The 24,367-nt window shown below is 39.2% G+C and carries 21 protein-coding genes and 4 pseudogenes; 19 read left to right on the top strand and 6 right to left on the bottom strand.

Annotated elements, in window-relative coordinates; genetic code table 11:
- The 9 genes and pseudogenes from WYK_RS18930 to WYK_RS18895 form a co-directional block, all read left to right on the top strand.
- Positions 1 to 226 (top strand): acyl-CoA dehydrogenase family protein (locus WYK_RS18930; RefSeq protein WP_268870068.1); only part of this gene is annotated, 226 nt, incomplete at its 5' end.
- Positions 227 to 247: 21 nt separating this feature from the next.
- Positions 248 to 1,021, top strand: coding sequence for an SDR family oxidoreductase (locus WYK_RS18925; RefSeq protein WP_040376006.1), 774 nt, complete (start codon positions 248 to 250; stop codon positions 1,019 to 1,021).
- A 55-nt stretch (positions 1,022 to 1,076) separates the two neighbouring features.
- Complete coding sequence (locus WYK_RS18920; RefSeq protein ID WP_040376005.1) at positions 1,077 to 2,690, top strand: long-chain-fatty-acid--CoA ligase; 1,614 nt, start codon at positions 1,077 to 1,079, stop codon at positions 2,688 to 2,690.
- A 278-nt stretch (positions 2,691 to 2,968) separates the two neighbouring features.
- Complete coding sequence (locus tag WYK_RS18915; RefSeq protein ID WP_040376004.1) at positions 2,969 to 3,373, top strand: acyl-CoA thioesterase; 405 nt, start codon at positions 2,969 to 2,971, stop codon at positions 3,371 to 3,373.
- A 21-nt stretch (positions 3,374 to 3,394) separates the two neighbouring features.
- The gene (locus WYK_RS18910) at positions 3,395 to 4,465 is read left to right on the top strand and encodes a phosphotransferase family protein (protein WP_040376003.1); all 1,071 of its coding nucleotides are present in this window, start codon (positions 3,395 to 3,397) and stop codon (positions 4,463 to 4,465) included.
- 1 nt (position 4,466) lies between these two features.
- Positions 4,467 to 5,231 carry a 2-phosphosulfolactate phosphatase gene (locus WYK_RS18905; RefSeq protein WP_040376002.1) on the top strand — a complete coding sequence of 255 codons (765 nt, stop codon included), beginning with the start codon at positions 4,467 to 4,469 and terminating at the stop codon, positions 5,229 to 5,231.
- Between the two features lie 49 nt (positions 5,232 to 5,280).
- Positions 5,281 to 6,260, top strand: a pseudogene (locus WYK_RS18900) (quinone oxidoreductase family protein).
- Positions 6,261 to 6,392: 132 nt separating this feature from the next.
- Positions 6,393 to 6,548, top strand: coding sequence for a hypothetical protein (locus WYK_RS25175; RefSeq protein ID WP_169732072.1), 156 nt, complete (start codon positions 6,393 to 6,395; stop codon positions 6,546 to 6,548).
- Positions 6,545 to 6,739 (top strand): hypothetical protein, encoded by a 195-nt coding sequence (locus WYK_RS18895; protein WP_040376001.1) that lies wholly within the window; start codon positions 6,545 to 6,547, stop codon positions 6,737 to 6,739. Before WYK_RS25175 ends, WYK_RS18895 begins: the two co-directional genes overlap by 4 nt.
- Here WYK_RS18895 and WYK_RS18890 read toward each other — a convergent pair.
- The gene (locus WYK_RS18890; RefSeq protein WP_040376000.1) at positions 6,725 to 8,467 is read right to left on the bottom strand and encodes a B12-binding domain-containing radical SAM protein; all 1,743 of its coding nucleotides are present in this window, start codon (positions 8,465 to 8,467) and stop codon (positions 6,725 to 6,727) included. The two genes, WYK_RS18895 and WYK_RS18890, sit on opposite strands and share 15 nt — an antisense overlap.
- A gap of 176 nt (positions 8,468 to 8,643) precedes the next feature.
- Between WYK_RS18890 and WYK_RS18885 the strand changes: the two are divergent.
- From WYK_RS18885 to WYK_RS18870, 4 genes and pseudogenes are all read left to right on the top strand, one after another.
- A pseudogene (locus WYK_RS18885) lies at positions 8,644 to 9,328 on the top strand (FadR/GntR family transcriptional regulator).
- A gap of 127 nt (positions 9,329 to 9,455) precedes the next feature.
- Positions 9,456 to 10,172: a (Fe-S)-binding protein gene (locus WYK_RS18880; RefSeq protein ID WP_040375999.1), complete on the top strand. Its 717-nt coding sequence runs from the start codon at positions 9,456 to 9,458 to the stop codon at positions 10,170 to 10,172.
- Between the two features lie 35 nt (positions 10,173 to 10,207).
- Positions 10,208 to 11,638 (top strand): LutB/LldF family L-lactate oxidation iron-sulfur protein, encoded by a 1,431-nt coding sequence (locus WYK_RS18875; protein ID WP_040375998.1) that lies wholly within the window; start codon positions 10,208 to 10,210, stop codon positions 11,636 to 11,638.
- Positions 11,635 to 12,333 (top strand): LutC/YkgG family protein, encoded by a 699-nt coding sequence (locus tag WYK_RS18870; protein ID WP_040375997.1) that lies wholly within the window; start codon positions 11,635 to 11,637, stop codon positions 12,331 to 12,333. Before WYK_RS18875 ends, WYK_RS18870 begins: the two co-directional genes overlap by 4 nt.
- Positions 12,334 to 12,857: 524 nt before the next feature.
- On the opposite strand, the gene WYK_RS18865 is transcribed toward WYK_RS18870, so the two are convergent.
- On the bottom strand, positions 12,858 to 13,910 hold the full coding sequence (locus tag WYK_RS18865; RefSeq protein WP_040375996.1) for an acyltransferase family protein: 1,053 nt from the start codon (positions 13,908 to 13,910) through the stop codon (positions 12,858 to 12,860).
- Positions 13,911 to 14,158: 248 nt separating this feature from the next.
- Here WYK_RS18865 and WYK_RS25830 point away from each other — a divergent pair.
- Positions 14,159 to 16,341: pseudogene (locus WYK_RS25830) on the top strand (PAS domain S-box protein).
- Between the two features lie 41 nt (positions 16,342 to 16,382).
- Here the strand turns inward: WYK_RS25830 and WYK_RS18855 are convergent.
- A pseudogene (locus WYK_RS18855) lies at positions 16,383 to 17,596 on the bottom strand (MFS transporter).
- A 154-nt stretch (positions 17,597 to 17,750) separates the two neighbouring features.
- Between WYK_RS18855 and WYK_RS18850 the strand changes: the two are divergent.
- The 4 genes from WYK_RS18850 to WYK_RS18840 all read left to right on the top strand — a co-directional run bounded on the left by WYK_RS18850 (position 17,751) and on the right by WYK_RS18840 (position 21,884).
- The gene (locus WYK_RS18850; protein WP_040375995.1) at positions 17,751 to 18,200 is read left to right on the top strand and encodes a MarR family winged helix-turn-helix transcriptional regulator; all 450 of its coding nucleotides are present in this window, start codon (positions 17,751 to 17,753) and stop codon (positions 18,198 to 18,200) included.
- Positions 18,201 to 18,798: 598 nt separating this feature from the next.
- Positions 18,799 to 18,933, top strand: coding sequence for a hypothetical protein (locus WYK_RS26065; RefSeq protein ID WP_268870067.1), 135 nt, complete (start codon positions 18,799 to 18,801; stop codon positions 18,931 to 18,933).
- A 90-nt stretch (positions 18,934 to 19,023) separates the two neighbouring features.
- Positions 19,024 to 20,718 (top strand): M3 family oligoendopeptidase, encoded by a 1,695-nt coding sequence (locus tag WYK_RS18845; RefSeq protein ID WP_040375994.1) that lies wholly within the window; start codon positions 19,024 to 19,026, stop codon positions 20,716 to 20,718.
- A 122-nt stretch (positions 20,719 to 20,840) separates the two neighbouring features.
- Positions 20,841 to 21,884, top strand: a complete 1,044-nt coding sequence (locus WYK_RS18840; protein ID WP_040375993.1) for a YkvI family membrane protein — start codon at positions 20,841 to 20,843, stop codon at positions 21,882 to 21,884.
- Between the two features lie 35 nt (positions 21,885 to 21,919).
- On the opposite strand, the gene WYK_RS18835 is transcribed toward WYK_RS18840, so the two are convergent.
- Together WYK_RS18835 and WYK_RS18830 are read right to left on the bottom strand one after the other, a co-directional pair.
- Positions 21,920 to 22,660, bottom strand: a complete 741-nt coding sequence (locus tag WYK_RS18835; RefSeq protein ID WP_051387702.1) for a hypothetical protein — start codon at positions 22,658 to 22,660, stop codon at positions 21,920 to 21,922.
- 228 nt (positions 22,661 to 22,888) lie between these two features.
- The gene (locus WYK_RS18830) at positions 22,889 to 23,068 is read right to left on the bottom strand and encodes a YkvS family protein (RefSeq protein ID WP_040375992.1); all 180 of its coding nucleotides are present in this window, start codon (positions 23,066 to 23,068) and stop codon (positions 22,889 to 22,891) included.
- A gap of 323 nt (positions 23,069 to 23,391) precedes the next feature.
- Between WYK_RS18830 and WYK_RS18825 the strand changes: the two genes are divergently transcribed.
- Positions 23,392 to 23,586: a hypothetical protein gene (locus WYK_RS18825; protein ID WP_040375991.1), complete on the top strand. Its 195-nt coding sequence runs from the start codon at positions 23,392 to 23,394 to the stop codon at positions 23,584 to 23,586.
- A 132-nt stretch (positions 23,587 to 23,718) separates the two neighbouring features.
- Here WYK_RS18825 and WYK_RS18820 read toward each other — a convergent pair whose 3' ends face one another.
- Positions 23,719 to 24,207 carry a sigma-70 family RNA polymerase sigma factor gene (locus WYK_RS18820; RefSeq protein WP_040375990.1) on the bottom strand — a complete coding sequence of 163 codons (489 nt, stop codon included), beginning with the start codon at positions 24,205 to 24,207 and terminating at the stop codon, positions 23,719 to 23,721.
- Positions 24,208 to 24,367 lie beyond the last annotated feature (160 nt).

Raw genomic sequence — 24,367 nt, 5'->3', positions numbered from 1 at the left:
AATCGCAATGATTAAAGTAGTTGCTCCATCCATGGCACTACGGGTGATTGATCGAGCCATTCAGGCACTAGGAGGTGCAGGTGTGTCAGAGGACTTCCCGCTTGCTGCTCAATGGGCAAATGCGAGAACACTGCGCCTCGCAGATGGACCAGATGAAGTTCATCGTGCACAAGTGGCTAAACTTGAGCTTAAAAAATATGATTTATATAAGAAAGTGGAGGTCTAAGAAGAAAAGGAGTGATTGACGATGAAAAGTCTCGAGTTATTTAATTTGACAGGCAAGACAGCCATTGTAACAGGGGGAGGAAGAGGTTTAGGGGAACAAATCGCGATGGGATTGGCTGAAGCAGGGGCAAATATTGTCCTTTGCTCACGTAAAAAGTCCGCATGTGATGAAGTTGCTTTAAAGATAGAAGCTCTTGGTGTAAAAGCATTGCCACTAACATGTGATGTGACTAAACAAGAAGATATCCAGCAAGTAATTGAAGAAACGAAAAGGGTTTTTGGTTCAATTGATATCTTAGTCAATAATAGTGGTGCTTCTTGGGGAGCTCCAGTCGTTGATATGCCCTTAGAAGCCTGGCAGAAGGTAATGAATACGAATGTAACGGGAACGTTCTTGATGTCTCAGGCTGCAGGAAGAGTCATGATTGAACAGGGCGGAGGAAAAATTATCAATATCGCATCTACTGCAGGATTAGGCGGGTCCCATCCAGATGTCTTGGATGCGATTGGCTATAACACATCCAAAGGAGCGATTATTACGTTTACAAAAGATCTGGCTGTGAAGTGGGGTCAATATAACGTTAATGTCAACGCCATTGCACCTGGGTTTTTCCCAACAAAAATGTCTAGGGTTATCATTGAACAAGAAAAAGATACGCTGCTTCGTTCTACTCCATTAAAAAGATTCGGAGGTGACGATGATTTAAAGGGATCCGCATTATTTTTAGCATCCAATGCATCCAACTATATTACCGGAGATTGTCTAATTGTGGATGGGGGCAGTCACGCAGGATGATACTCAATACATTCTCACCTTTTAAAAAATAGAAATGATGGAGGTATCAGTAATAATGAATGAAAAAGTATGGTTATCAAAGTATACGGATTCCATTGAAAAGGAAATAAACATCCCTGACATTAGCTTACCTCAAATTCTCCTAGATAGAGCTCAGAAATATCCTCAAAATACTGCAATCACTTTTTTTGGCCGGAAAATTAACTATCAGGAATTATACGCTGCTTCAATTGCGTTTGCCGCTTCCTTACAGCGTAAAGGCATTCAAAAAGGAGACAGGGTGGCTATTATGCTGCCGAATTGTCCACAGTATGTCATGGCTTATTATGGTGCTTTGGCAGCAGGTGCAATCATTACACAAATTAATCCGATGTCCGTTGAACGTGAGCTTGAATACATGTTAGAGGATTCAGGTGCCGAAACAATCGTTGTTTTGGACGGATTTTACCCTCTAGTTAAGAAGGTTCAGCCTAATGTACGCTTGAAAAATATAATTGTCGTAAGTCTCCAGCCTTCAGACCGTGATATTACTCCAGATCATTATTTTGATGAATTCCTGAAACTTGGTCTTGGAAATTTTACACCTGTTGAACTAGATACGGAGCACGATATTGCTGTCCTGCAATACACAGGCGGGACAACAGGACGCTCAAAGGGTGCTATGCTGACACATCGTAATATCTTTGCGAATGTTCTTCAGACCTATGAGTTTTTCAAAGAGAGTACTGAAATTGGAAATGAACGATTTCTAACCATTATTCCTCTTTTTCATGTCTTTGGGATGAGCTCTGCTATGAACTATTCTATCTATACAGCCAATGATTCAATTATGCTGCCGCGTTTTGATTTAGAAGAGGTATTGAATACCATTAAGAAAGAACAGCCAACGATCTTCCCTGGTGTTCCTACCATGTATGTAGCGATTAACAGTCATCCGCGCGCTGAGGAGTATGGAATAAATTCAATTAGAGTCTGTAATAGTGGAAGTGCACCGATGCCGATTGAACTGCTTCGTGAGTTTGAGAAGAAAACAGGTTCGAAAATTTATGAAGGCTACGGACTGACAGAAGCATCTCCAGCTACACACTGTAACCCTATGTTCGCCGAAAGAAAGCCAGGCAGTGTAGGAATTGGATTTCCTTCTACGGATTATAAAGTGGTTGATTTGGCCACAGGTACAGAGGAAGTACCCGTTGGTGAACTAGGAGAATTGATTATTAAAGGACCGCAGATTATGAAAGGTTACTGGAATATGCCCCAAGAAACTGCTGTGAGCTTGAGAGATGGATGGCTGTACACAGGTGATATTACCCGTGTTGACGAAGAAGGGTACTTATATATCATCGATCGGAAAAAGGATCTCATTATTGCGAGCGGCTACAATATTTATCCGAGAGATGTAGAAGAAGTTTTATATGAACATCCTGCTGTACAAGAAGCGGTAGTCATTGGAGTTCCAGATAAATACCGCGGAGAAAACGTGAAGGCCATTCTCGTGTTAAATTCCGGTCAATCGGTTGATGAAGGAGAAATAATCGAATATTGCCGGCAAAATCTTGCTGCCTATAAAGTACCACATTCTATAGAATTCCGTTCGGAGCTTCCAAAAACGAATGTAGGAAAAATACTTCGCCGGGCTCTGCGTGAAGAAGAAGTTTTAAAGAAATAGATTATTATGCAATAGAGGTTGACTGTGCATCTAGGAGAGATTCTCCTGGATGCTTCTTAATCCAAATGGGTGAAACCTTGATTGATAGTCGAGGCCATTTGAAAGCTGAAACGATTTAGAGATAGGTTCCCGTTAAAATGCTAATGATGGAGGGCAGCATTGCGGTGAATTTGTTCAACAATTAATCCCTCTATTTTGCGGAGATTAGAGTTAGCAATGACTCCATTCCGAAGCAGTACGACTTGTCACCTAATTCAGGGTAAAAGGAGGATAGCGATATGAATGAAATTCAGGTAAGTGTTCGATTTAGTGAAACAGATGCGCTGGGACATGTGAACAATACTAGTTACTTTATCTATTTAGAGGAAGCCAGGATTAAGTTCTTTGAAACGGTTCGAGCAGGACTAGATGAAACCGATTGCTCCTTTATTCTTGCTTCAATAAAATGTGATTTTATCAACCAAGCATACTTTAATCAACTGTTGACGGTAAAAACATTTGTCACCAGAATAGGGACAAAAAGCTTCAATTTGGAACAAGAAATTGCCTGTTCGCAAACAAATCAGCTAATAGGCAGGAGTCAATCCGTGTTAGTGAATTTTGATTTCAAGAAACAAAAAAGCATCGTTCTATCCGATTCTTTAAGAGAAGAGCTGGATAAAAAAATCGTAATTAAGAATTGATTGGATAGGAGGAGAAGATGTATGCAGCATCCGCTTACGAGTGATACAGCAGCTGTACGTTTGGGAGAAGAGCTGCCATATAAAGATTTAGAATTGTTTTTAAGAAGAAACATTGAAAATCTGCCTAACGATATACTCGAAGTTCAGCAGTTTCCAGCCGGCCACTCGAATTTGACGTACCAGCTGAAAGTGGGTAAATGGACAGCGGTATTAAGAAGACCGCCGCATGGTCCAGTTGCACCAAAGGCACACGATATGGAAAGAGAATATAAAATTATATCGAGCCTTCAACCCTTTTTTTCACCAGCACCTAAACCCATTCTTTTTTCTAATGATCAATCGATTATAGGGAGTTCCTTTTTCCTAATGGAAAGAAAAAGGGGATTGGTAATAGACGGAACATTTCCTAAGGGTATAGAGCCGACCCCTGAAATTAATAGGCAGATTTCAGAAATTATGGTATCTAAACTAGCTGAACTACACGCTATTCCCTATCAACAAACTTCTTTGCTTGAAATTTCTAAGCCTGAGGGATTTATGGAACGCCAGGTGCATGGCTGGATTAAACGCTATGAACGGGTGAAAACGGATGAAAATCCCGCTGTTGTGCCGCTGGCGACGTGGCTGTCAGCGAACATTCCTAAGCGGCATGAATTTGCGGTAATTCATTATGATTATAAATTGAATAATATGATGTTTAACGAAGATTTCACCAGTATGGAAGGGCTTTTTGATTGGGAAATGGCAACGATTGGCGACCCCCTCGCTGACTTGGGAGTCGCACTCGGTTACTGGATTGGTAAGAGTGATCCAACAATTATTCAGAATGGACCCGGCAGGTCGGTAACGATGTTGGACGGTTTTCTTGACCGCAGTGAATTTATCGATCTGTATGCAAGAAAAAGCGGTCGGGACGTAACACATATCAATTTTTACCTAGCCTTTGCTTTCTTTAAGTTGGCCGGAATTTGTCAACAAATTTACTATCGATATAAATTGGGGCAAACAGATGATCCGCGATTTGCCTCGCTCAATGAATATGTAAATAGTCTGATGATTCATGGGTTATCGATTATTGAAGAGGAGCTTTGATATGGCTGTAAGAAAGGTACATGTGTTAATGAAAAAAGAAGACATTCAGGCAGAAAAGATCGCAGGTAATAAGGTGGTAGTAGTCCTCGATATCCTTTTAGCTACTACTTCAATTGTCAGCGCATTAGACAATGGAGCATTACAAGTTATCCCCGTCATAGATGCGGGGGAAGGGGTTAGGATATCACAGCAATTTGCAGCTGGCCACTTTCTTTTAGCTGGAGAACTGGATGCTAAACCACTTGAAGGATTTATATATCCTAATCCGCTTGAACTTAATAAAGAGATAAAGGGGAAGACGTTAATCCTTTCTACTACGAATGGTACGATAGCACTTAGGAAAAGCAATACAGCAGGAATAGTATATATTTCAAGCTTGTTAAATAATTTTTTTGTAGCCCAAACGATTTTGAAAGAAGATGCTGAACAAACAATTGTCATTGTTTGTTCAGGTAATGCGGGCGAAGTAAGTCTTGAAGATTTCTATGGTGCTGGTCATTTTGTCTCCTGTCTGCTCGAACAGCAGATATCCGTTTGCCTGAAACTTTCGGATGCGGCACTTTCCGCATTGTCTCTTTATCGTGGTTGGCAGGGAGATGCAGCTCATGCATTGCAATCGTCAATGGTAGGCAGACTTTTATATCAACACGGCCATGAAGTATTGTCCTTTGCAGCTGATACGGGGAGCGTACATATGGCTCCTACACTCATCAATGGCGTGATTACAAATACGTCAGGTGTTGAGCTGCATACAGACCGTTTATAAAAGGGGAATCAGTCCTAGTTCTCCAGATTAGGTAAAGGAGGAGAAAGAAATGAAAGCTATTCAATTCAGTAGATACGGCGGTCCAGAAGTATTGGAATATATTGATGTAGAGAAGCCAAAGCCGGCTGATCATGAGGTGCTTATATCGGTTCATACAGCAGGTGTAAATTATGCAGACACAGCCAGACGCCGTGGGCAATATGTTGTTCCCACATCTTTGCCATTTATTCCAGGAGCAGAAGTTGCAGGAATTGTTACGGAAATTGGTGCTAAGGTTACGAGGGTTCAGACCGGCGCGAGAGTAGTCAGCTTAATTGAATCAGGCGGATATGCGGACTATGCAGTGGCTAATGAAGACACAGTTATAGAATTACCGAACAGCACTGATTTCTATCAAGCGGCTGCACTGCCTTTACAAGGTTTAAGTGCTTATCATATTTTAAAAACGATGGGACGTATTCAGCGTGATGAAACTGTTTTAATTCATGCTGCAGCTGGAGGTCTTGGTACTATTGCTATCCAGTTAGCTAAACTATTTGGAGCAGGTAAAGTGATTGCAACGGCAAGTTCATTTGAGAAACTTCAGCTTGCAGAGAGCATGGGGGCAGACGTACTGATCGACTATACTAAAGCTGATTGGGATAAGAAGGTTTTGGAGGCAACAAATGGGCTCGGTGTCGATTTAGGGTTGGAAATGGCCGGTGGAGATACCTTTATACATACACTTAAATGCTTGGCACCGATGGGAAGAATTGTGGTCTATGGTAATGCCAGCAGTGTGCCGTATCAATTTGACCCTACGAAGCTTATGCGCCGAAATCAATCAGTGATTGGCTTTTTCTTGCCGCAGATTATGAAAAATCAAGAACTGTTAAAGTCGAGCATGAATGAATTGTACACCTATGCAGCTTCAGGGAAGCTAAAACTGACAATTGGCGGTGTTTATTCCTGAGATCAAGCTGCAAAGGTTCATGAGGCACTCCAAGTAAGAAAACAAAAGGCAAGCTAATTATAGAGGTGAACAAATAGTGAAGCTGTCTTGAGTCAGTAAGTAATCAGAACTTTAATTTTTGACCGTATAAATTCTCCTCAGTTCGCCCCATTCTAATATAGGCGGTATACCGCTTTAAGGAATCGATCATTAAAGAAAGGGTGTTCTGAATGAAGAGAAAAGCCAATGTAGACGGTGCAGTTAAAACCAGCAAGACACCAAAGCGCAATCAAGCGGAAAATGAATTTTCTAATGAATTTGCTGCAGATGAAAACCCAATGAAGGGTGCCAATCGGAATTCTAAACATGGACGAGAAGGCAAATGAAGAAGAAGCAGAAAAATAAAGAAGATGAAAAAAAGACAGAGTTGCTTAGCAAAAGTAGAGAAGATTTTGGTATGGAATTTTCAGGAGATTTAAATGCCGCAAAGATTTACGATCTGATTAGTTCTGATAAACCAAAAAATAAGGGATCCGGCCATATTGTGGCCGGTCCCTTTATCTTATTTATTTATTGAGAAAACGGCTGTTCCAACCCCTGATGGATCAAAATAAGCAAGCATAGTACATTGGCTTCTGTTTAATTCACCAGTATTTAAATACTGTGATAAATCGAAAGGTACTTCTTCTAGCATGGTATGCTTGTACATTTCTTTCTCTGTTAAACGAAGGTTTAAAAAATCCGATCCGAGCTGGTTGGGATGTTCTAAGACAGAGGAGTAAACTGCTGAACGCTCCTGCTTATTGTAGGATTGTTCCCACCAAGGTTTTCTAGGTTTATATTTATGCGTTTTGAAATAGTCATATTTCATTAGTCCGAGGACCACATCTAAATCTTCAATTTCTTTATCCTCTAAAAATTGATAGAGCCTCTGGAATAAATCTTCTAATTGGTGACCAATTCTCGACCAGCCTCTCTCTTCCCAGTATGTTCCGAATTCCTGGAAGAAATCAAATGGTGACGAAAAGACCTTTGTGACCAGATACTCAACCGCAGCATTCATTCGATGATCGTTCCAGTATTTCTCTAACACATCTTCAACCTGTTTTATACGGATAATGTCATCAAATGATAGAACATTATTCGCTAAGATTTCATATGGTGCGTGATCACTGTATATATACTGATGATCGTTCGCACGAATCCGTAAACCAGTGCCCCGAAGCATTTTTAAAAAGCCTAGCTGTAGTTCTTCAGGACGCATGGCAAACACATCGTTAAAGGTTTTACGGAAAGAATGGTAATCTTCTTCAGGAAGGCCGGCAATTAAATCCAAATGCTGATCAATTTTCTTCCCTTCTTTAACCATCGTAACCGTACGAGACAGTTTATCGAAATTCTGTCTGCGTTGAACCAGTTCATTTGTTTGATCATTGGTCGACTGAACACCAATCTCAAAACGGAACAATCCTGCTGGTGCATGGTCATTCAGAAATTGAATGACCTCTGGCCGCATGATATCAGCGGTAATCTCAAATTGAAAGACGACGTCTTTGCGGTGCTCATCAATTAGAAACTGAAACATTTCCATGGCATAACTACGACTGATATTGAAGGTCCGATCAACAAATTTAATGGTTTTTGCTCCATTATCCATTAAGTAACGAATATCTTCCTTAATCTTTTCCCTGTCGAAGTAGCGAACGCCTACCTCAATAGACGACAAGCAGAATTGACAACTGAATGGGCACCCTCTGCTCGTTTCAATATAGGTGACACGCTTACCTAATTCAGCTCGATCTTCTTCAAAGCGATATGGAGAAGGAATCGATTTTAAATCAAGTTTACCAATCTGTGGATGAACAACGTTCTTCCCATCGCATCGGTAGGCGATTCCACCAATTTTAGAAAAATCATTATCTCCATAAATCGCAGCTAAAAGGGACTTAAATGTAATTTCACCTTCACCAACTACGATGAAATCTACTTCAGGTATCCGCTCAAGCCACTCTGTTACGTCATAGGTAACTTCCGGTCCACCAAGAATGATACAGAGATCTGGTTGAATTTTTTTAAGAGCTTGGATAACTTTAATGGTTTCTTCGATATTCCAAATGTAACAGCTGAACCCAATAACATCCGGTTTTTTAGAATAGAGTTCGCTGACAATGTTCAAAATGGGATCCTTAATAGTATATTCCGCTAGCTGAACAGGGAATTCAGGTTCAGCATAGGCTTTAAGATAGCGAATAGATAAACTAGTATGAATATATTTAGCATTTAGGGTACACATAATGGTTTTCATAAGTGTTAAAATAGCTCCTTTCAACCGTTCAAAACTTTGAATCTAACGGTTTATTTTACCATAGTATTGTCATAAAGAAAGCTAAACTAACTTCAAGATAATCGAAAAAAGTGTGATATTTATCCAATCCTTATATAATGAAAAGATAAATAGTTAAAGTAGGGAGAAATTAGGAAATGGATTACAAGAAAATTAAATCGAAGAAAATTTACGAACAGGTTGCAGATGCAATTTTTGAAAGTATTAAGAGCGGACAACTTAAGCCGGGAGAAAAGTTGGATTCGATTGAGCGGTTGGCGGAAAATTTTCAGGTCGGTCGTTCTGCTATACGTGAAGCGCTGAGTGCGCTGCGCTCGATGGGGCTTATTGATTTGAAGCAGGGCGAAGGAACCTATGTTAAGAAATATGATTCTACTCTAGCTTTAGATACATCGATTCTAATGACAAAAAAGGACATCCTGCATTTATTAGAGGTGAGGAAAATTCTTGAAACAGGTTCGGCTGCATCCGCTGCAGCTAAATTCGAAATAGGTGATGAAATTCCAATTGAACAGGCTTATCGTGACATGAAAAATGCGAGAGGAAATCAAGCGCTTGGAGAAGAAGCTGATTTATTATTTCATTTAGAAATTGCTAAGGCTTCGAAAAATCCACTTCTAGCAGATTTGATGCATCAGGTTTCTGGGATGATGATTGAAACAATGAGAGAGACAAGAAGAATTGCCCTATTTGATAAGGATACAACCATTAATCAGATTAATGAGGAACATGTAGAAATCACAAGCTGCAAGTGCAGCCATGATGAAACATTTAGAGAATGTGGAGAAGGTACTGACTCATTTTCTGGATACACAGAAATAAGTTACTATATGAGGAATGGCATGTTTTCCAAAATTGTAAAAAATGGTATAGTTTTATTAGATAATTTTTATCTAAGTCATCAGATGACCTGTTGAATTATATGTACATTCAGGATGGAGGAATGAGAATGAAAGTGACCCTGTTTTCTACATGCCTAGTTGATATGTTTCAATCCAATGTTGGGAAAGCAACAGTAGAGGTACTTGAACGCCTAGGATGTGTTATTGACTTTCCAGAATCACAGGTTTGCTGTGGACAGCCGGCGTATAACAGTGGCTATGTTAATGAAGCAAAAGAACCGATGAAGCGGATGATCGAAACCTTTAAGGATGCTGAATATATTGTTACTCCTTCAGGATCATGCGCAGCGATGTTTAAGGAATATCCGCATGTTTTTAAGGGCGATGAAAAGTGGGAGCAAAAGGCAATTTCGATTGCTGAACGAACGTATGAACTATCACAATTTATTGTAGATGTATTAAAAATAGAAGATGTTGGAGCAAGACTTGAGGGTACAGCCGCCTATCATACATCCTGTCATATGACACGTCTTCTCCATGTGACCGACGCTCCGTTTACCTTACTTAAACATGTGAAGGGCCTTGAAGTGGTTCCATTGCCTGGTGCACACAATTGTTGTGGGTTCGGAGGTACGTTTTCAGTGAAAATGGGACAAATTTCCGAACAGATGGTTGATGAAAAGGTGATGAGTATCAGCGGTACAAAAGCAGATTATCTCATTGGCGGGGATGCCGGCTGCTTAATAAATATTGGCGGACGTATTGAGCGGAAAGGTATGCCAATTAAGTCTATGCATCTCGCTGAAGTACTGAACAGTCGTTGACAGGTTGATAGATAAAAAGAAAAGGAGTGTAGCATATGCCAATGAAAATCGGCACGGAGAACTTCAAAGAACGGGTAGATTCCGGGATTCAAAATGATTTTATGCGGGCAGCCGTATCAGGTGCTCAAGAACGTTTGCATGGACGGAGATTGGCTGCTGCAGAAGAACTCGGTAATTGGGAGGAATGGCGCTCCCATGGTGAAGAAATCAGACAGCATGTGCTGGAGAACCTTGACTACTATCTTGATCAGTTAGCTGAAAACGTTGTCAAACTTGGCGGCCACGTGTTTTTTGCCGAAACTGCTGAGGATGCAAACACATATATAAAAGAAGTGATTCAAAAAAAGAATGGCAAAAAAGTAGTTAAATCCAAATCCATGGTGACAGAGGAAATTAATTTAAATGCAGCGCTTGAAGAAGTTGGCTGTGAGGTGCTTGAAACAGATCTTGGTGAATATATTCTTCAAATTGATGAACATGATCCGCCTTCCCATATCGTTGCGCCTGCCCTTCATAAAAATAAAGAGCAGATTCGTGATGTGTTCAAGGAAAAGCTGGGTTATACCAAAACGGAAAACCCAGATGAGCTGACCGCCCATGTTCGGGAAATTCTACGAGAAAAGTTTCTACATGCTGATATTGGCATAACCGGTTGCAACTTTGCAGTTGCTGAGACGGGATCTATTTCGTTAGTAACAAATGAAGGAAATGCTGACCTTGTCACAAGCCTCCCTAAAACACAGATTACTGTAATGGGAATGGAACGGGTGGTTCCTACTTATGAGGAACTTGAAGTCCTTGTTAGTCTTTTAACAAGGAGCGCAGTAGGTCAAAGACTTACGAGCTATATCACGGTATTGACCGGACCTAAACAAGTTCACGAGGTAGATGGGCCAGAAGAGTTTCATTTGGTCATCGTGGATAATGGACGTTCAAAAATTCTAGGGACAGAATTTCAATCAGTTCTTCAATGTATTCGCTGTGCTGCTTGTGTGAATGTTTGTCCGGTGTACCGGCATGTGGGGGGGCATGCATACGGTTCAATTTATTCAGGACCGATTGGAGCGGTTTTATCACCTCTTCTGGGTGGTTATGAAGATTATAAGGAGCTTCCATATGCTTCTTCCCTTTGCGCCGCTTGTACGGATGCATGTCCAGTTAAAATTCCTCTTCATGAACTTCTCTTACGCCACCGGCAGGTAATAGTTGAAAAAGAGGGGAAAGCCCCGATATCTGAAAAACTGGCAATGAAGGCGTTTGGTTTAGGAGCTGCTTCACCTATGCTCTATAAATTTGGTTCAAAGATAGCACCATCTGCGATGAGCCCGTTTACAACCGGAACAAGTATTTCTAAAGGACCGGGTCCATTAAAAGCTTGGACGGAAAGCAGAGAATTTCCGGCACCTAATAAGGAACGATTCCGTGACTGGTTCAAGAGTCGTGATAAGGAAGGGGAAAAATCATGACAGGGATAATACAAAATCGGGATGTGTTTATGAAAAACATAGCCAGTCAATATGGAAGAACCTCAAAAAAAGAAGTGAAACGGCCGCAGTGGGTGTATCGACCACAAGATGAGGTGATGAAATCAGCATCAACCGATGATCTCTTATTCGTGTTAAAGGAACATTGTAAACGAATTCATACAGACTTTTATCAAACAAGCGTTTCCAATCTCCCAACTACTCTACGGTATGTGATCAACGAATTTGGCGGAGGACGGATTATCCTCCCAAAAGATGATCGGTTTATGGAATATGGACTTTCAGAGTCAATGGCAGATCATCATGTGGATGTATGGGACTACACAAAGGGAAGAGAAAATATCAAGCTTGCAGAAAAAGCCAATATAGGAATTACATTCAGTGAAATAACATTAGCCGAATCAGCTACGGTAGTCTTATTCAGTGACCGTAATAAGGGAAGAACGGTTTGTATGCTTCCTAAAACGTATATCTCTATTATTCCAAAAAGCAGTATTGTGCCAAGGATGACTCAAGCAGCACAACTTATTCGTGGAAAAGTTGAAACTGGTGAGATCCTTCCTACCTGTATAAACTTTATTACCGGGCCGAGCAATTCAGCTGATATAGAAATGGACCTCGTTGTCGGTGTTCATGGACCCGTAAGAGCAGCTTATATTATAGTTGAAGACAAATAAAGCCAAGAAAAAACACCTCAAACTCTTGAGGTGTTTCAGTTAGTAGCCAAAAGAGGTACGGAATGATTTCATTCCGTACCTCTTTTGGTATTTTGAACACATTTCATGGATGTTTTTCTGCTTATCGAGGCAGCTCATGGCTTTTAATAGGCGTACTGTTATATTATTTCTTAATTGACGTAGTATCTGCTTTTAAGATCACTTGTGTCCTCCTAAATTTGTTCTAGGGTAGTACGTGTTTCCTTTCAATCGCTAGGTTTTACATCCAAATCAACCTTAGATAGACGGTTGATTGGAGAGGAGGGCGTGAAGACTCCTGCGGGAATAGCGGGACAGGTGAGACCCCGCAGGAGCATAAGCATTGATGCGGCTCACAGTCCGCCCGCGGAAAGCGAAGCTCCTTTCACTGCAATCAACAGCCCCATTTTAAAAACTAAAAAAAGAAGACTGTAGACAAACTTGGTTTCACCCGAGTTTGTCTACAGTCTGAAACACCTCAAACTCTTGAGGTGTTTTTTCTGCAATTAGTTGTTTGCCAATTTATCAATCTGTTTTTTTACTGAGTGGAAAGAGTGACGGATATTCTTAACTAATCCGATGGTTCGACTGATTTTCAGTTCAATAATAGGCTGTGCAAGTGAGGCTGTTAACCGGCTAGAAAGAATCATGGTAATAATCAATGATAGGCATCCAAGCAGCAGGAAGCTCTCGACATTTGTAAAGTAGGTTTGCATATCACTTTCACGGAATGTACGGACCAGAAAGCCGTGTAATAAGTACACATAAAGTGTCTGTGTCCCCCAGTTCGTAAAGAAATGTTTTTCTTTAGGGATAAAGGAAAGGAAACAAAAAGTCATTAAGACACTTAAGCCATAAAATCCAAGTCGTTTGAACATAGAGATTAAACTTGCTTGTTCAAGCTCCGAATAGGGTTTAGAACCAAGGAGCCATTTGTAGTTAATATCAGGCATTAAATAAAAGAAAGCAAAGACAATGACCATTATGAAAAGTGAGGTCAATCTGATCTTAGTTGAAAAGAGTTTTTGTAAAGAATTTTTACTAAGATGGTACCCGATTAAGAACATTGGAAAGAAAACGAATGTCCTAGAAAGACTTAAGTAATTGCTTACCCAATCAACATACCCAACCAACAGGGCAATAACAATCGAAAGTGTAATAGCTAACATAGGTTTCAGTTTGGCAAAGCCGAGAAGCATGATGTTCCAGCAGAATAAACTAATGAGAAACCATAACGCCCAATTTGGATCAAATAAATCAAGCTGGAATGTATCTTTTCTATATAAAAAATAATAGAAAACCGTATAGATTACTTGGAAAATGATATAGGGAAGAATTAATTTCTTCGTAATTTTTGCTAAATAGCCTTTCTTATAATAGCCTTTTGCAAAAAATCCTGATACTAGAATAAAGGCAGGCATATGAAAAGTATAGATGGTTTTATAAAGTGCATAAATGAGTTCATTATCATTAATAAAGCTGTTTAATAGATGCCCAAAGACAACAAAGCCCATTAATATAAATTTAGCATTATCGAAATAATAACTGCGCTTATTCATGATTGCCTCCTTTGTATAGATAGCCGATGAGAAGTCTCTCCTTCATTACCCGATTTAAAAGTTAAAAAACCTTTACGCTAAAAAAACCACGTTTGACCTATGTTTTTTGCTTTATACGAATCAACCTAACATATTATAGCGGAATTAAAATGAAGATTAAACTAAACCTTTTTTCCTATTTTTAGCTATTAGGTAGGAATAATATGTTATTTTGTTGAATTATGGAAATGAATTGAGCATTTTAGGGGATGAATATAATGGTGGGAAAAACTGAAGATTTTCTACGGATTCAGCAGGAAAATCATACGTTATTGAGCCTTATTCAGCAATACAAAGTGATTTTTGATCAAGCGTTTGAACCGTTCATTCTTACTGATGGTGAAAATCAAATTTGTTTTGTTAATCAACCGGCATGCAGTCTTTTTCAAGAAACAGAAGAAAATTTATTAGATGCTAAAATAACCGACCTGTTTACTGGCGCTGTCGCTTCGACGCTTTCTGGAGAAGATATCTATCCTCATACAGAAGGTAAGTACCAATGGAAGATACAACTTAGAGATGGTGCGATTAAGTCAATTGAATGCATCGTTCTGACGCTTAATATAGAGGGACATAAGCTATATAAAATAAAAGACATTACATCTGAACATCTAGCGGAACAGGAGAAACAAATGTCGATGAAAATGTTTAAAGATATGTTTCATCAGGCAGTCGACTGTATTGCAATCTATGACAGCAGTGGGATGGTAATGGATATTAATGATGCTTTTTGCCGAGCTCTTCAATTAGAAAAACGAAAAATTGTCGGAAAAAACATCGACACCTTGGTCACTGCTGCGTACATAGAAGAATGGCGTAAGGGGATTCTTCATGTACATTATTCAGGTTCGTATAAAGGCGATGTCGAAATGGTTTCAAAGGGAAAAGTAATAAGTTTTGATTATACAACCAGCTCAAATAACATGAATGGATTGTTTATGTCTATCTTTAGGAATGTTACGGAAAGACGGATAATGGAACAGAAGCTTAAGAAAAGTGAACGAATTACTCAGGAGCTATTAGAACAATCAATGGATGCCATCCTTTTCTCGGACAAGAACAATATTATTTTCAGGGTAAATGATGCTGCCTGTAAAATTTTCGAAAACAACAAGGAAGATTTAATTGGTGGAAAAATCGGACATTACATTTATAAAAAAGATGAGAAATACAAACAATTATTAGAGCATTTTGCAAAAGAAGGCTCAGTTCGTGGAGAACTATTTTTTAGAATGCCTAATAAACAGATTAAACTCCTTGAACTAACATCAAAAAAGCATGGAGATGAAGGCTATAATTTGACGATCCTTCGGAATGTGAGTGAACGCTGGCGGATTGAAACGGAGCTTAGAGATAGTGAACGAAAATTCCGCAAGATATTTGAAGGTTCCTTAGATGGGATGATTCTGTGGAAATCGTCCGAATTTATCGATATAAATGAAGCCGGTTTAAAAATACTTGAACTGTCAAAGCAGGAGTTGCTTCAAATTTCTATTCATTCACTAGTTGAAAAGAACTCGGTAAATAGAAAGTCATTACAAAATCATTTGGAAATGGTCTTTCGAAATGGGTCAGAAACTTCCGTAATGCCCTTAGTGATGAGAAATGGTAAAACGAAACATTTAGAAATATCAACCAGAGAAAATTTATACTCTGGTCTGCACCTTACAATCATTAGAGATGTTACCGAAAATCTTGTCATGCAGGAACAAATTCGTAAATCAGATACATTGAGTGTAGTGGGAGAACTCGCCGCAGGAATTGCACATGAAATAAGAAACCCGATGACAGCGGTAAAAGGATTTATTCAATTACTGCAGACGAGTGTTAAAGAAGATTTCAGTACTTATTTTCATGTGATCACGACTGAACTGAATCGAATCGAGACCATTATTACAGAATTTCTAGTATTAGCTAAACCTCAAGCTGTACATTATTTTAGTCAAAATATTAATAGTATTATGCTAGAAACACTTGAATTGATGGGCGCACAGGCACTGCTAGAAAATATTCAGTTTGAGAGTGATTTTGAGGAAAAAGAATTCCCTGTTTTTTGTGAGGCGAACCAGCTTAAACAGGTGTTCATTAACATTCTAAAAAACGCCATTGAAGTGATGCCTTCTGGAGGCATTGTTCGGGTAAAAACAAGAAGGTGGGGGACTAACCAAGTTCAAATCACGATAACAGATGAAGGCCAAGGAATTCCAGAAGAAAAATTAAAAAACTAGGCGAACCTTTTTATACCACAAAGGAAAGGGGAACAGGTCTGGGGCTTATGGTTAGTTATAAAATTATCGAAGAACATTCAGGCATGATTAAAGTGGAAAGTGAAATAGGCAAAGGGAGCAGCTTTCATATTCGTCTCCCACTTTATGAAGAAAAAAATACGTAACTTATTAAAGATAAAGGCTGCGGATGACGCAGCCTTTTTTGTCATTCCTGATGCCATCTTTTCAGCACAGTATCAGAAGGAAGCATGAGAGTGAAAATACCTAACAAAGGCAGAAATCCAATCCATTTAATGGTTGACGCAATACCTATAAAATCAGCTGCAATACCAAGTGCCACTGATCCAACCGCTCCCATGCCAAATGCAAATCCTACCGTTAGCCCAGCCATGGTTCCGACTTTTCCCGGAAAGAGTTCTTGAGCGTATATAACCGTTACGGAAAAGCTAGTCATTATGACGAATCCTGCCAACAATAAGAGGATGATCACGGCTGAAGCAGATACATAGGGCAAAATAATTGTAAAGGGAGCACTGCCTGCAAGAGAAAAGAAAATTATATTTTTTCTGCCAAACCGGTCGGCTAAAGGACCTCCTAAAAAGGTTCCTAAAGCTCCAGCAGCCAAAAATGCAAAAAGATAAAGCTGGGAGGAACGGATGGTAAAATGATAATCGTGAATCAGATAAAACGCATAGAAGTTAGTCATACAAGATATATACCATGATCTCGCAAAGATCAAAAAGAGGACAATACCTAACGCTTTGTATATTCTTTGTTTAGGCTTTTTTGTCTGTTGTTCAGTAACTTTTTTCTTATTAGAAAGGAAGATAGTCTTCCTTTATACCAATTAGCGATTAAAACTAAAAGAAAGACAGAGAGTAAAGCAACTGGTACAAACCATAGGGCTCCTTTTTGTCCGTATGGCAGCAGAATAATTGCGGTAATTAAGGGTGCCAATGCTTGGCCAGTGTTCCCGCCAACTTGATAGATAGATTGAGCAAGCCCTCGCCTTGTTCCACCCGCCAAAAAGGCAACACGTGATCCTGCCGGGTGAAAAATGGCAGAACCAACTCCAATCAACATGACTGAGAACAAAATAACGGTATAGGAAGGGGCTAGTCCTAATAGGAGCATTCCGCATAGCGTACTTCCCATACCAAGAGGCAGGGCATATGGAAGAGGAAATGAATCCGTGTACCAACCAAAGATTGGCTGCATAACGGAAGCTACCATGTTTAATGAAAAAGCAATCAAGCCAAGCTGGGTATAACTGAGTCCAAGAGATGTTTCAAGAATAGGAAACATTGCAGGCACAACGGCTTGGAGTGAATCATTTAGTAAGTGGCAGATGCCCATAATAATCAGAATTCCATACGAGGTCTTAGAAGGAAGTTGTGCAGCTGTAGTCGATGATTCCATATGCTGCTCCTTTCTGACAAGTGATAATGATATTTTCCATTATATATCAAAATAAACAGTAAAAGGGCGCCTTAATGGAGTGAATTGACAAGGTAGAGTGTTTTTATTATAATTAATTTGAATTCGAGATATTTTGAAAAAGGATGTGAAAACAATGGGAAATGACAGCATCCAGCAATCTCTTAAGTTATTTATCGTCCTTTCCAGAGCCCACAGATCAATGAATGATGTTGTGAATAAATATATTGCAAAACAAGGATTAAATCCGACTGAATTTGCAGTACTAGAGCTTCTGTACCATAAAGGAGAACAGCCGCTTCAGCAAATTGGGGGTAAAATACTCCTTGCCAGTGGAAGTATTACGTATGTAGTAGATAAACTTGAGCAAAAAGAATTTCTTGAGCGAATTGCCTGTAAAAATGACAGACGTGTCACCTTTGCCAAAATCACTGAAAAGGGCAAAACCTTTATTGAAAGTATCTTCCCAGACCACGAAAAGAAAATTGATGACATTATGAATGTTTTGACTTCTGAAGAAAAAGAAATGGCTACTGAACTAATCAAAAAGATTGGCTACAATGCCTTAGATCAAGAACAAAAATAACCTTCCTTTATGGAAGGTTTTTTTGTTCTTCACAACATTCATAGCCTTTAAGGAAAAGCTTAGAATTTGTAGTTGATCTGTTCGTCCATTAAAGGGTACGCGAGGTGGGTTCACAACGTCGTGAGCTTAGGGAATTTGAGAAGAGCTTTCCATAGTACGAGAGGGCCCGGGATGGACGTACGGCTGGTGTACCAGTTGTCTTGCCAAAAGCATAGTTGCCGTGCGAACGGGATAAGTGCTGAAAGCCTCTAAGCAAGTATAGCCGGGCAAAAGTCCGTACGGCTTTACAGAAATAAATATGCCCCAAGGGGTATTTATTGGCTGTAAATAGTGTCCAGACTGGAATACGCTGCCTCTAGACGGGAATATGATGGGTCCAGACGGGATTAACGCTGTCTCAGACGGGAATAAGGGATTCCAGACGGGATTAACGGCTTGAATGGGGAAAAAAGAGAAGAAATACCCCCCTATATTCTACCCGATCTTATTGTCTTTTTTAAAAGGAGCCGATAATTCGCCATCAAATCAAGAAAAGTAACCAGTAAACCAAACTTTAATAGATCATATTGATAGCCAAATACAATTGCGGGAGAGTAAGGTGAAAAGAGGAATTAATTTTCTTGATGATAGGAAGTGGTATGTACTAGCCAAAGTCCTTTCAGCATATTTAAAGACCATTAAAAAGGAATTAGTGATGGTTACACAAGTAATGAAATCGGGGTATTTATACTAAACTTTAAATCTCTAAGAAGGGATATCACTAGTTTAAGAGAATACTTAGTATGATGCATTGTATGTAAATAAAGAGAGTGGAGTGAATAGAATGAAATTCGAAACATTTGAATACAAACGGCCTGTTTTGGCTGAAGTGAAAGAGTCATTTACTCAAGCTCTGGATACGTTTAAGGACGCAGAGAATGCAAAAATTCAGGGACAAGCGATGAATGAAATAAATACATTGCGAAATAGTGTGAACAGCATGTTCGCCCTTTGTTCCATTAGACACTCAGTTGATACAACGGATTCTTTTTACAAAACGGAAATGGATTATGTCGATGAAGTAGGTCCGGAGTTAGAAGAGCTAGAATCACAGTTTTATCAAGCGTTAGTAAGCTCTGCTTTTCGTAATGAACTAGAAGCGGAGTACGGCAGTCAATTATTTGCCTTGGCAGATGCTCAGCTTAAAACGTTTTCACCGGAAATTATTTCGTTACTTCAGCAAGAAAATCGTCTGACGACACAATATTCGCAGCTAATTGCTTCAGCCAAAATAGATTTCGAAGGGGAAGAAAGAACGCTTGCCCAGCTTCAGCCTTTCACAGAGTCACCTGATCGGAATATAAGAAAAGGCGCCAGCCATGCTTATTTTGGTTTTTTTGAAGAAAATGAAAAGCAGTTGGATGATATCTTTGATCAGCTTGTAAAGGTCCGGCACGAGATGGCATTGAAACTAGGATATAAAAACTTTGTTGAACTAGGGTATTATCGAATGGCCCGGACTGATTACAATGCTGAAAATGTTGCGAACTATCGTAAACAAATCAAGGAATCAGTTGTTCCGCTTGTTAGTAAGTTGATGAAACGCCAAGCCAATCGTCTAAATCTTGACCATCTTACATATTATGATGAAGCTTTTGAATTTCAAACAGGCAATGCTGTACCTAAGGGAGATGCAAATTGGATTATTGAAAATGGCAGAAAGATGTACCAGGAGCTGTCACCTGAAACAGCTGAATTCTTTGAATTTATGATCGAAAATAACTTGATGGACCTTGTTGCTAAAAAAGGAAAAGAAGGCGGGGGCTATTGCTCGTTTATTGAGGATATGCAAGCACCCTTTATTTTTTCAAATTTCAATGGGACTTCAGGGGATATTGACGTGCTGACCCATGAGGCTGGGCATGCTTTCCAAGTTTATAGCAGCCGTTCATTCACGGTTCCTGAATATTACTGGCCAACATTTGAGTCTGCTGAGATTCATTCAATGAGTATGGAGTTTTTAACCTGGCCTTGGATGGAGTTATTTTTTAAAGAAGATACAGATAAATATAAGTTCTCACATTTAAGCGGTGCGCTTACCTTTTTACCATATGGAGTGGCTGTTGATGAATATCAGCATTTCGTTTATGAAAATCCTGAAGCATCACCTGCTGACCGTAAGCAAGCATGGAGAAATATAGAAAAAATCTATCTTCCAGATCGTGATTATGAGGGACTGGAATTTCTTGAAAACGGCGGATATTGGCAGCGCCAAGGTCATATTTATTCTACACCGTTTTATTATATTGACTATACGCTAGCCCAGCTGTGTGCTTTCCAATTTTGGAAACGTTCAATTGAGGGAGACGAAACAGCATGGGAGGATTATATCCGTTTATGTAAGCTTGGAGGCAGTCAGTCTTTCTTGGAGCTTGTTGAATCCGCACATCTTGTATCACCATTTGAAGAAGGAGCTGTTCAATCAGTAACTGCCGTTATTGATAAGTGGTTATCTTCGATTGATGATAAGAAACTGTAAATAGTATAACGTTAAAGAGAAGCTGTATCTATTCTGGACAGCTTCTATTTGTCGTTCAAAACAGGGAAAGCCTGTCTTAAATGTCCTCCCTGTCACATATACTCTTTAGGAGGGGGGATTTAATGCGTGCAAGGTGGACAGGCGCCTTCCAAATTGCTGCAGTTTATGTAGGAACGGTAGTCGGTGCGGGGTTTGCAACCGGGAGAGAAATAGCGGAATTTTTTACTAAATATGGATCTATAGGGTTTCTGGGAATATTAATTGCCGGATATATATTTATTTATACGGGAACAAAGATGATGATCTTATCGGCACGTGCTCAAGCACGGACGTACGAAGAATTTAATCGTTTTTTATTTGGGAGAAGATTAGCGCCTATCGTTAATATTTTCTTTCTTGTTATGCTTATAGGTGTCACAGCTGTTATGATTTCCGGGGCTGGAGCTGTGTTTGAAGAGCAATTAGGTCTTTCGAGGCTGATTGGTGTAACGGTAACCATTATTGGCGCTTCGGTTATTTTAATGCTTGGGTTAAAGGGGTTATTCCTAGTTAACTCTTTCGTTGTGCCCATTATGATTTTCTTTAGTGTGATGCTTTGTGTGTTAACGCTTGCTGATGGCAGTATACAGCCTAGTATGCTCTTCTTGCCAAGTACTGTATCAATGGACGCTGTATTATCTCCTTTTGCCTATGCAGCGTTTAACTTGGCTTTGGCCCAAGCCATCTTAATACCGGTGGCTTATGAAGTTAAGGATGAAAAAGTTATACGTGAGGGAGCTGTATTGGGAGGGCTGTTTTTAACACTTATTCTGCTGGCTGGGCATATATCCCTTTTGGCACTTCCAAACGTATTAACGTATGAAATACCAACGGCTGAACTGATGAAGAAGGCTGCTTCGGGACTGTACTGGGTCTTTATTTTAGTTATTTACTGTGAAATATTCACTTCAGTGATCGGCAATATTTTTGGATTGCAGAAGCAAATAAATGCTTATATAAAGCTCCCCAATTTGTTGGTTACATTACTAATCTGTACGCTGTCTGTTATCATTGGTCAATTTGAATATGGTACTCTCCTTAGTTATTTATATCCGATATTCGGTTACATCAGTTTATTATTTTTATTCTTGATTTGGCTGGCTAAATTAAATAAACCGATGCATTAAAAAACGGAAGACAAGTATGTCTTCCGTTTTTGGTATTATTGTTTAATAATGGTACTGCCCATTTTAATGAAGGCATCCCGATGATCCTCATCTTTGGTTGTGAATAAGGTAAGACGAACAGGATTACTTTTATCCTTGATTAAAACGGAGGTGACGACGTCATTACCGTTTTTGGCTTCAAATATCGAACCGTTTGTTAGTGAAAATTCCCCTGCATTCAAGGTTTCTACACTCTCTGAGACGGAGCCAAGCTGGGCTTTTACATTTTCTTCAGTTTCGTCCCAGTTTATATCAGCAGGGAGAATCTCAATTCTCATGAATACATCTTCTTTCCCTGATAATAGAAGGACATCCTTCATCGGTTCCTCAGCAGATAGTTCATATTCAGGCAATACAAACATTGTGAAATGCTGATTATCGCTGGTGGTTAAAAAAGCAGTGTTTTGTTTACTTTCCCCATTCACACTATAGTCAATATTTTGTTCGAGAATTCTAACTTTATCTTTCTCAGGATCTTCAACTTTTTCTTTTGTGGCATCTTCCTCTTTTTCAGCCGTTGTATCTGATGAATCAGTCTCATTAGAATCGGCAGATGAATCAGACTCATTACTAGAATCGGATGATGAACCATTCTTGGTTTCTTCCGAGGAAGGATTGTTTTCAGTTTCTTGAGGTTTAGAGTCATTGGCTGTATCCTCTTTATCGCTTGTCCCGCAGCCTGTTAAAATGATCATTGACAGTAACGCGCCTGTAAATAAAAAACTGATTTTTCTCATGTTTGTTTCCCCCTTGATATTATTGGTTGTCATAGAATCTGAATAAAAGCATCTCTAAAATCAATCGATTTCTGGGGAATGCTTTAACAATAATGACGCATATAAAAAGAAAAAGTTACATATTTTGCGACTTTTTCTTTTTATTTGGTATCGTGCAGAATCTAAAAACGTCGCTCAACTTGCTATCAAAGGGAAGAATAGTTGAGTAAACTAGTAACCGTTATCATTTCATTGTTTGATAATTTTATAGTTTTTATGATTAACAACTGTTTTTTGCTCCAAATCGTAATCACGGTAATTCTCCATATAGGTAACGTCCACAATTACCGAATTTTCGTTAACTTTTTCGACAATACCTTGTAATCCTTCGCGAAATTCAATAATATTTCCCACTTCAGCCTTTTTCATCTCGACCACCCTTTACTTTTCCATTTTCTAAGTTATCGATGATGAGATCAAATGTACCTCATCATTTGAAGACATACTCTAGACAATGATTCGATTAGTCAGCTTACGTTTGAATACAGCCTAGAAACTAAATAATTTATAATACAGTTTGCACTATTTTTATCTATACGTAAAGAATTTAATTGATAATCTTGCAATTTTTACCTTAATTACAGCCCGAAATTGTTTTTTTAGACATTCGCATGGATTGCTTGTCTTTCAAGGATGGCTTAAAATAGTAAAAGTGTTGGATAAGGATCTACGCATCAAAAGGAGGATCTTTGATGGAAACCAAAGAAATAGAACGAATATTGGATCAACTTGCAAATAAAGAAATCTCCGAATATAAGGTGAGTAAAGAACAGTTTATGGATTTCCGGCAATTATTAATTAAGCGACCGGATTTTAAACATTTCAGAGGGATTGCCGAACATAATGCTGAAATTATCTATCAGTATACAGATACGGCAAGAAGTTAATAGAAGCAGCCATTACTAAAATGGCTGCCAAGGCTGTCGAGACATACTCGACGGCCTTTTTATCCTCTGAAAGACCTGTAGCGCACAAAATGTCCATCACCCCACATCAGTTGTTCTGACAAAGCTGCAGGTTTAATGACTATTTAAAGAGGTTTTCAGCTTTTTTAGTGTTGACCTTCTCCAGGATTTGACTGCCGCAATCGTCACATTTTGTTGAACAGCAATTTCCGAAATCGACAACTGTGCATCAAAGGTCAAAAGCACCCAGTTTTTTTGTGATTCCGTTAATCCTTCACAATAAGCAAGAAGATATTCATGCTGTAAGGGTTTATCCTCCGTTATTAAAGTCTCTTCGATTTGTCCGGAACCTGGTTCAAAGGGAGATACGAGTAAGTTTGTTTTTGCTTCATCCCTCAGTCCATGTAAAATTCGACCTTTGACCATGCTATAGGCAATCGAAAGGAAACTTCCTTTTTCTGGATCATAGAGTGAGTAAGCATCCCAAAGCGCTATTAAACCAATTTGAAAATAGTCATCTTGATCTTTATAAATCATTAATGAACGAATAATACGGTTAATCATGGGCGTATATTGCTCAACTATATCAGAAAATTCTTCCATATTGTGCGCCTTCTGAAATATGCATATTTCATTTATTCCCGGTGTAGTAAAGGTACAAAAGAATAGATGAAATAGCCAAAGAGCAATCCAGTGATTACAACTAAAATAATACCTCTGCGGACAGGTTCTTTTTGGCAATTTGAGGGTTTGTAGAGTGAAA

The sequence above is a fragment of the Peribacillus psychrosaccharolyticus ATCC 23296 genome (genome assembly GCF_000305495.1).
GTDB lineage: Bacteria > Bacillota > Bacilli > Bacillales > DSM-1321 > Peribacillus > Peribacillus psychrosaccharolyticus.
Note: the sequence above shows the minus strand (reverse complement) of the source record. Positions and strands in the feature narration are given on the sequence as shown.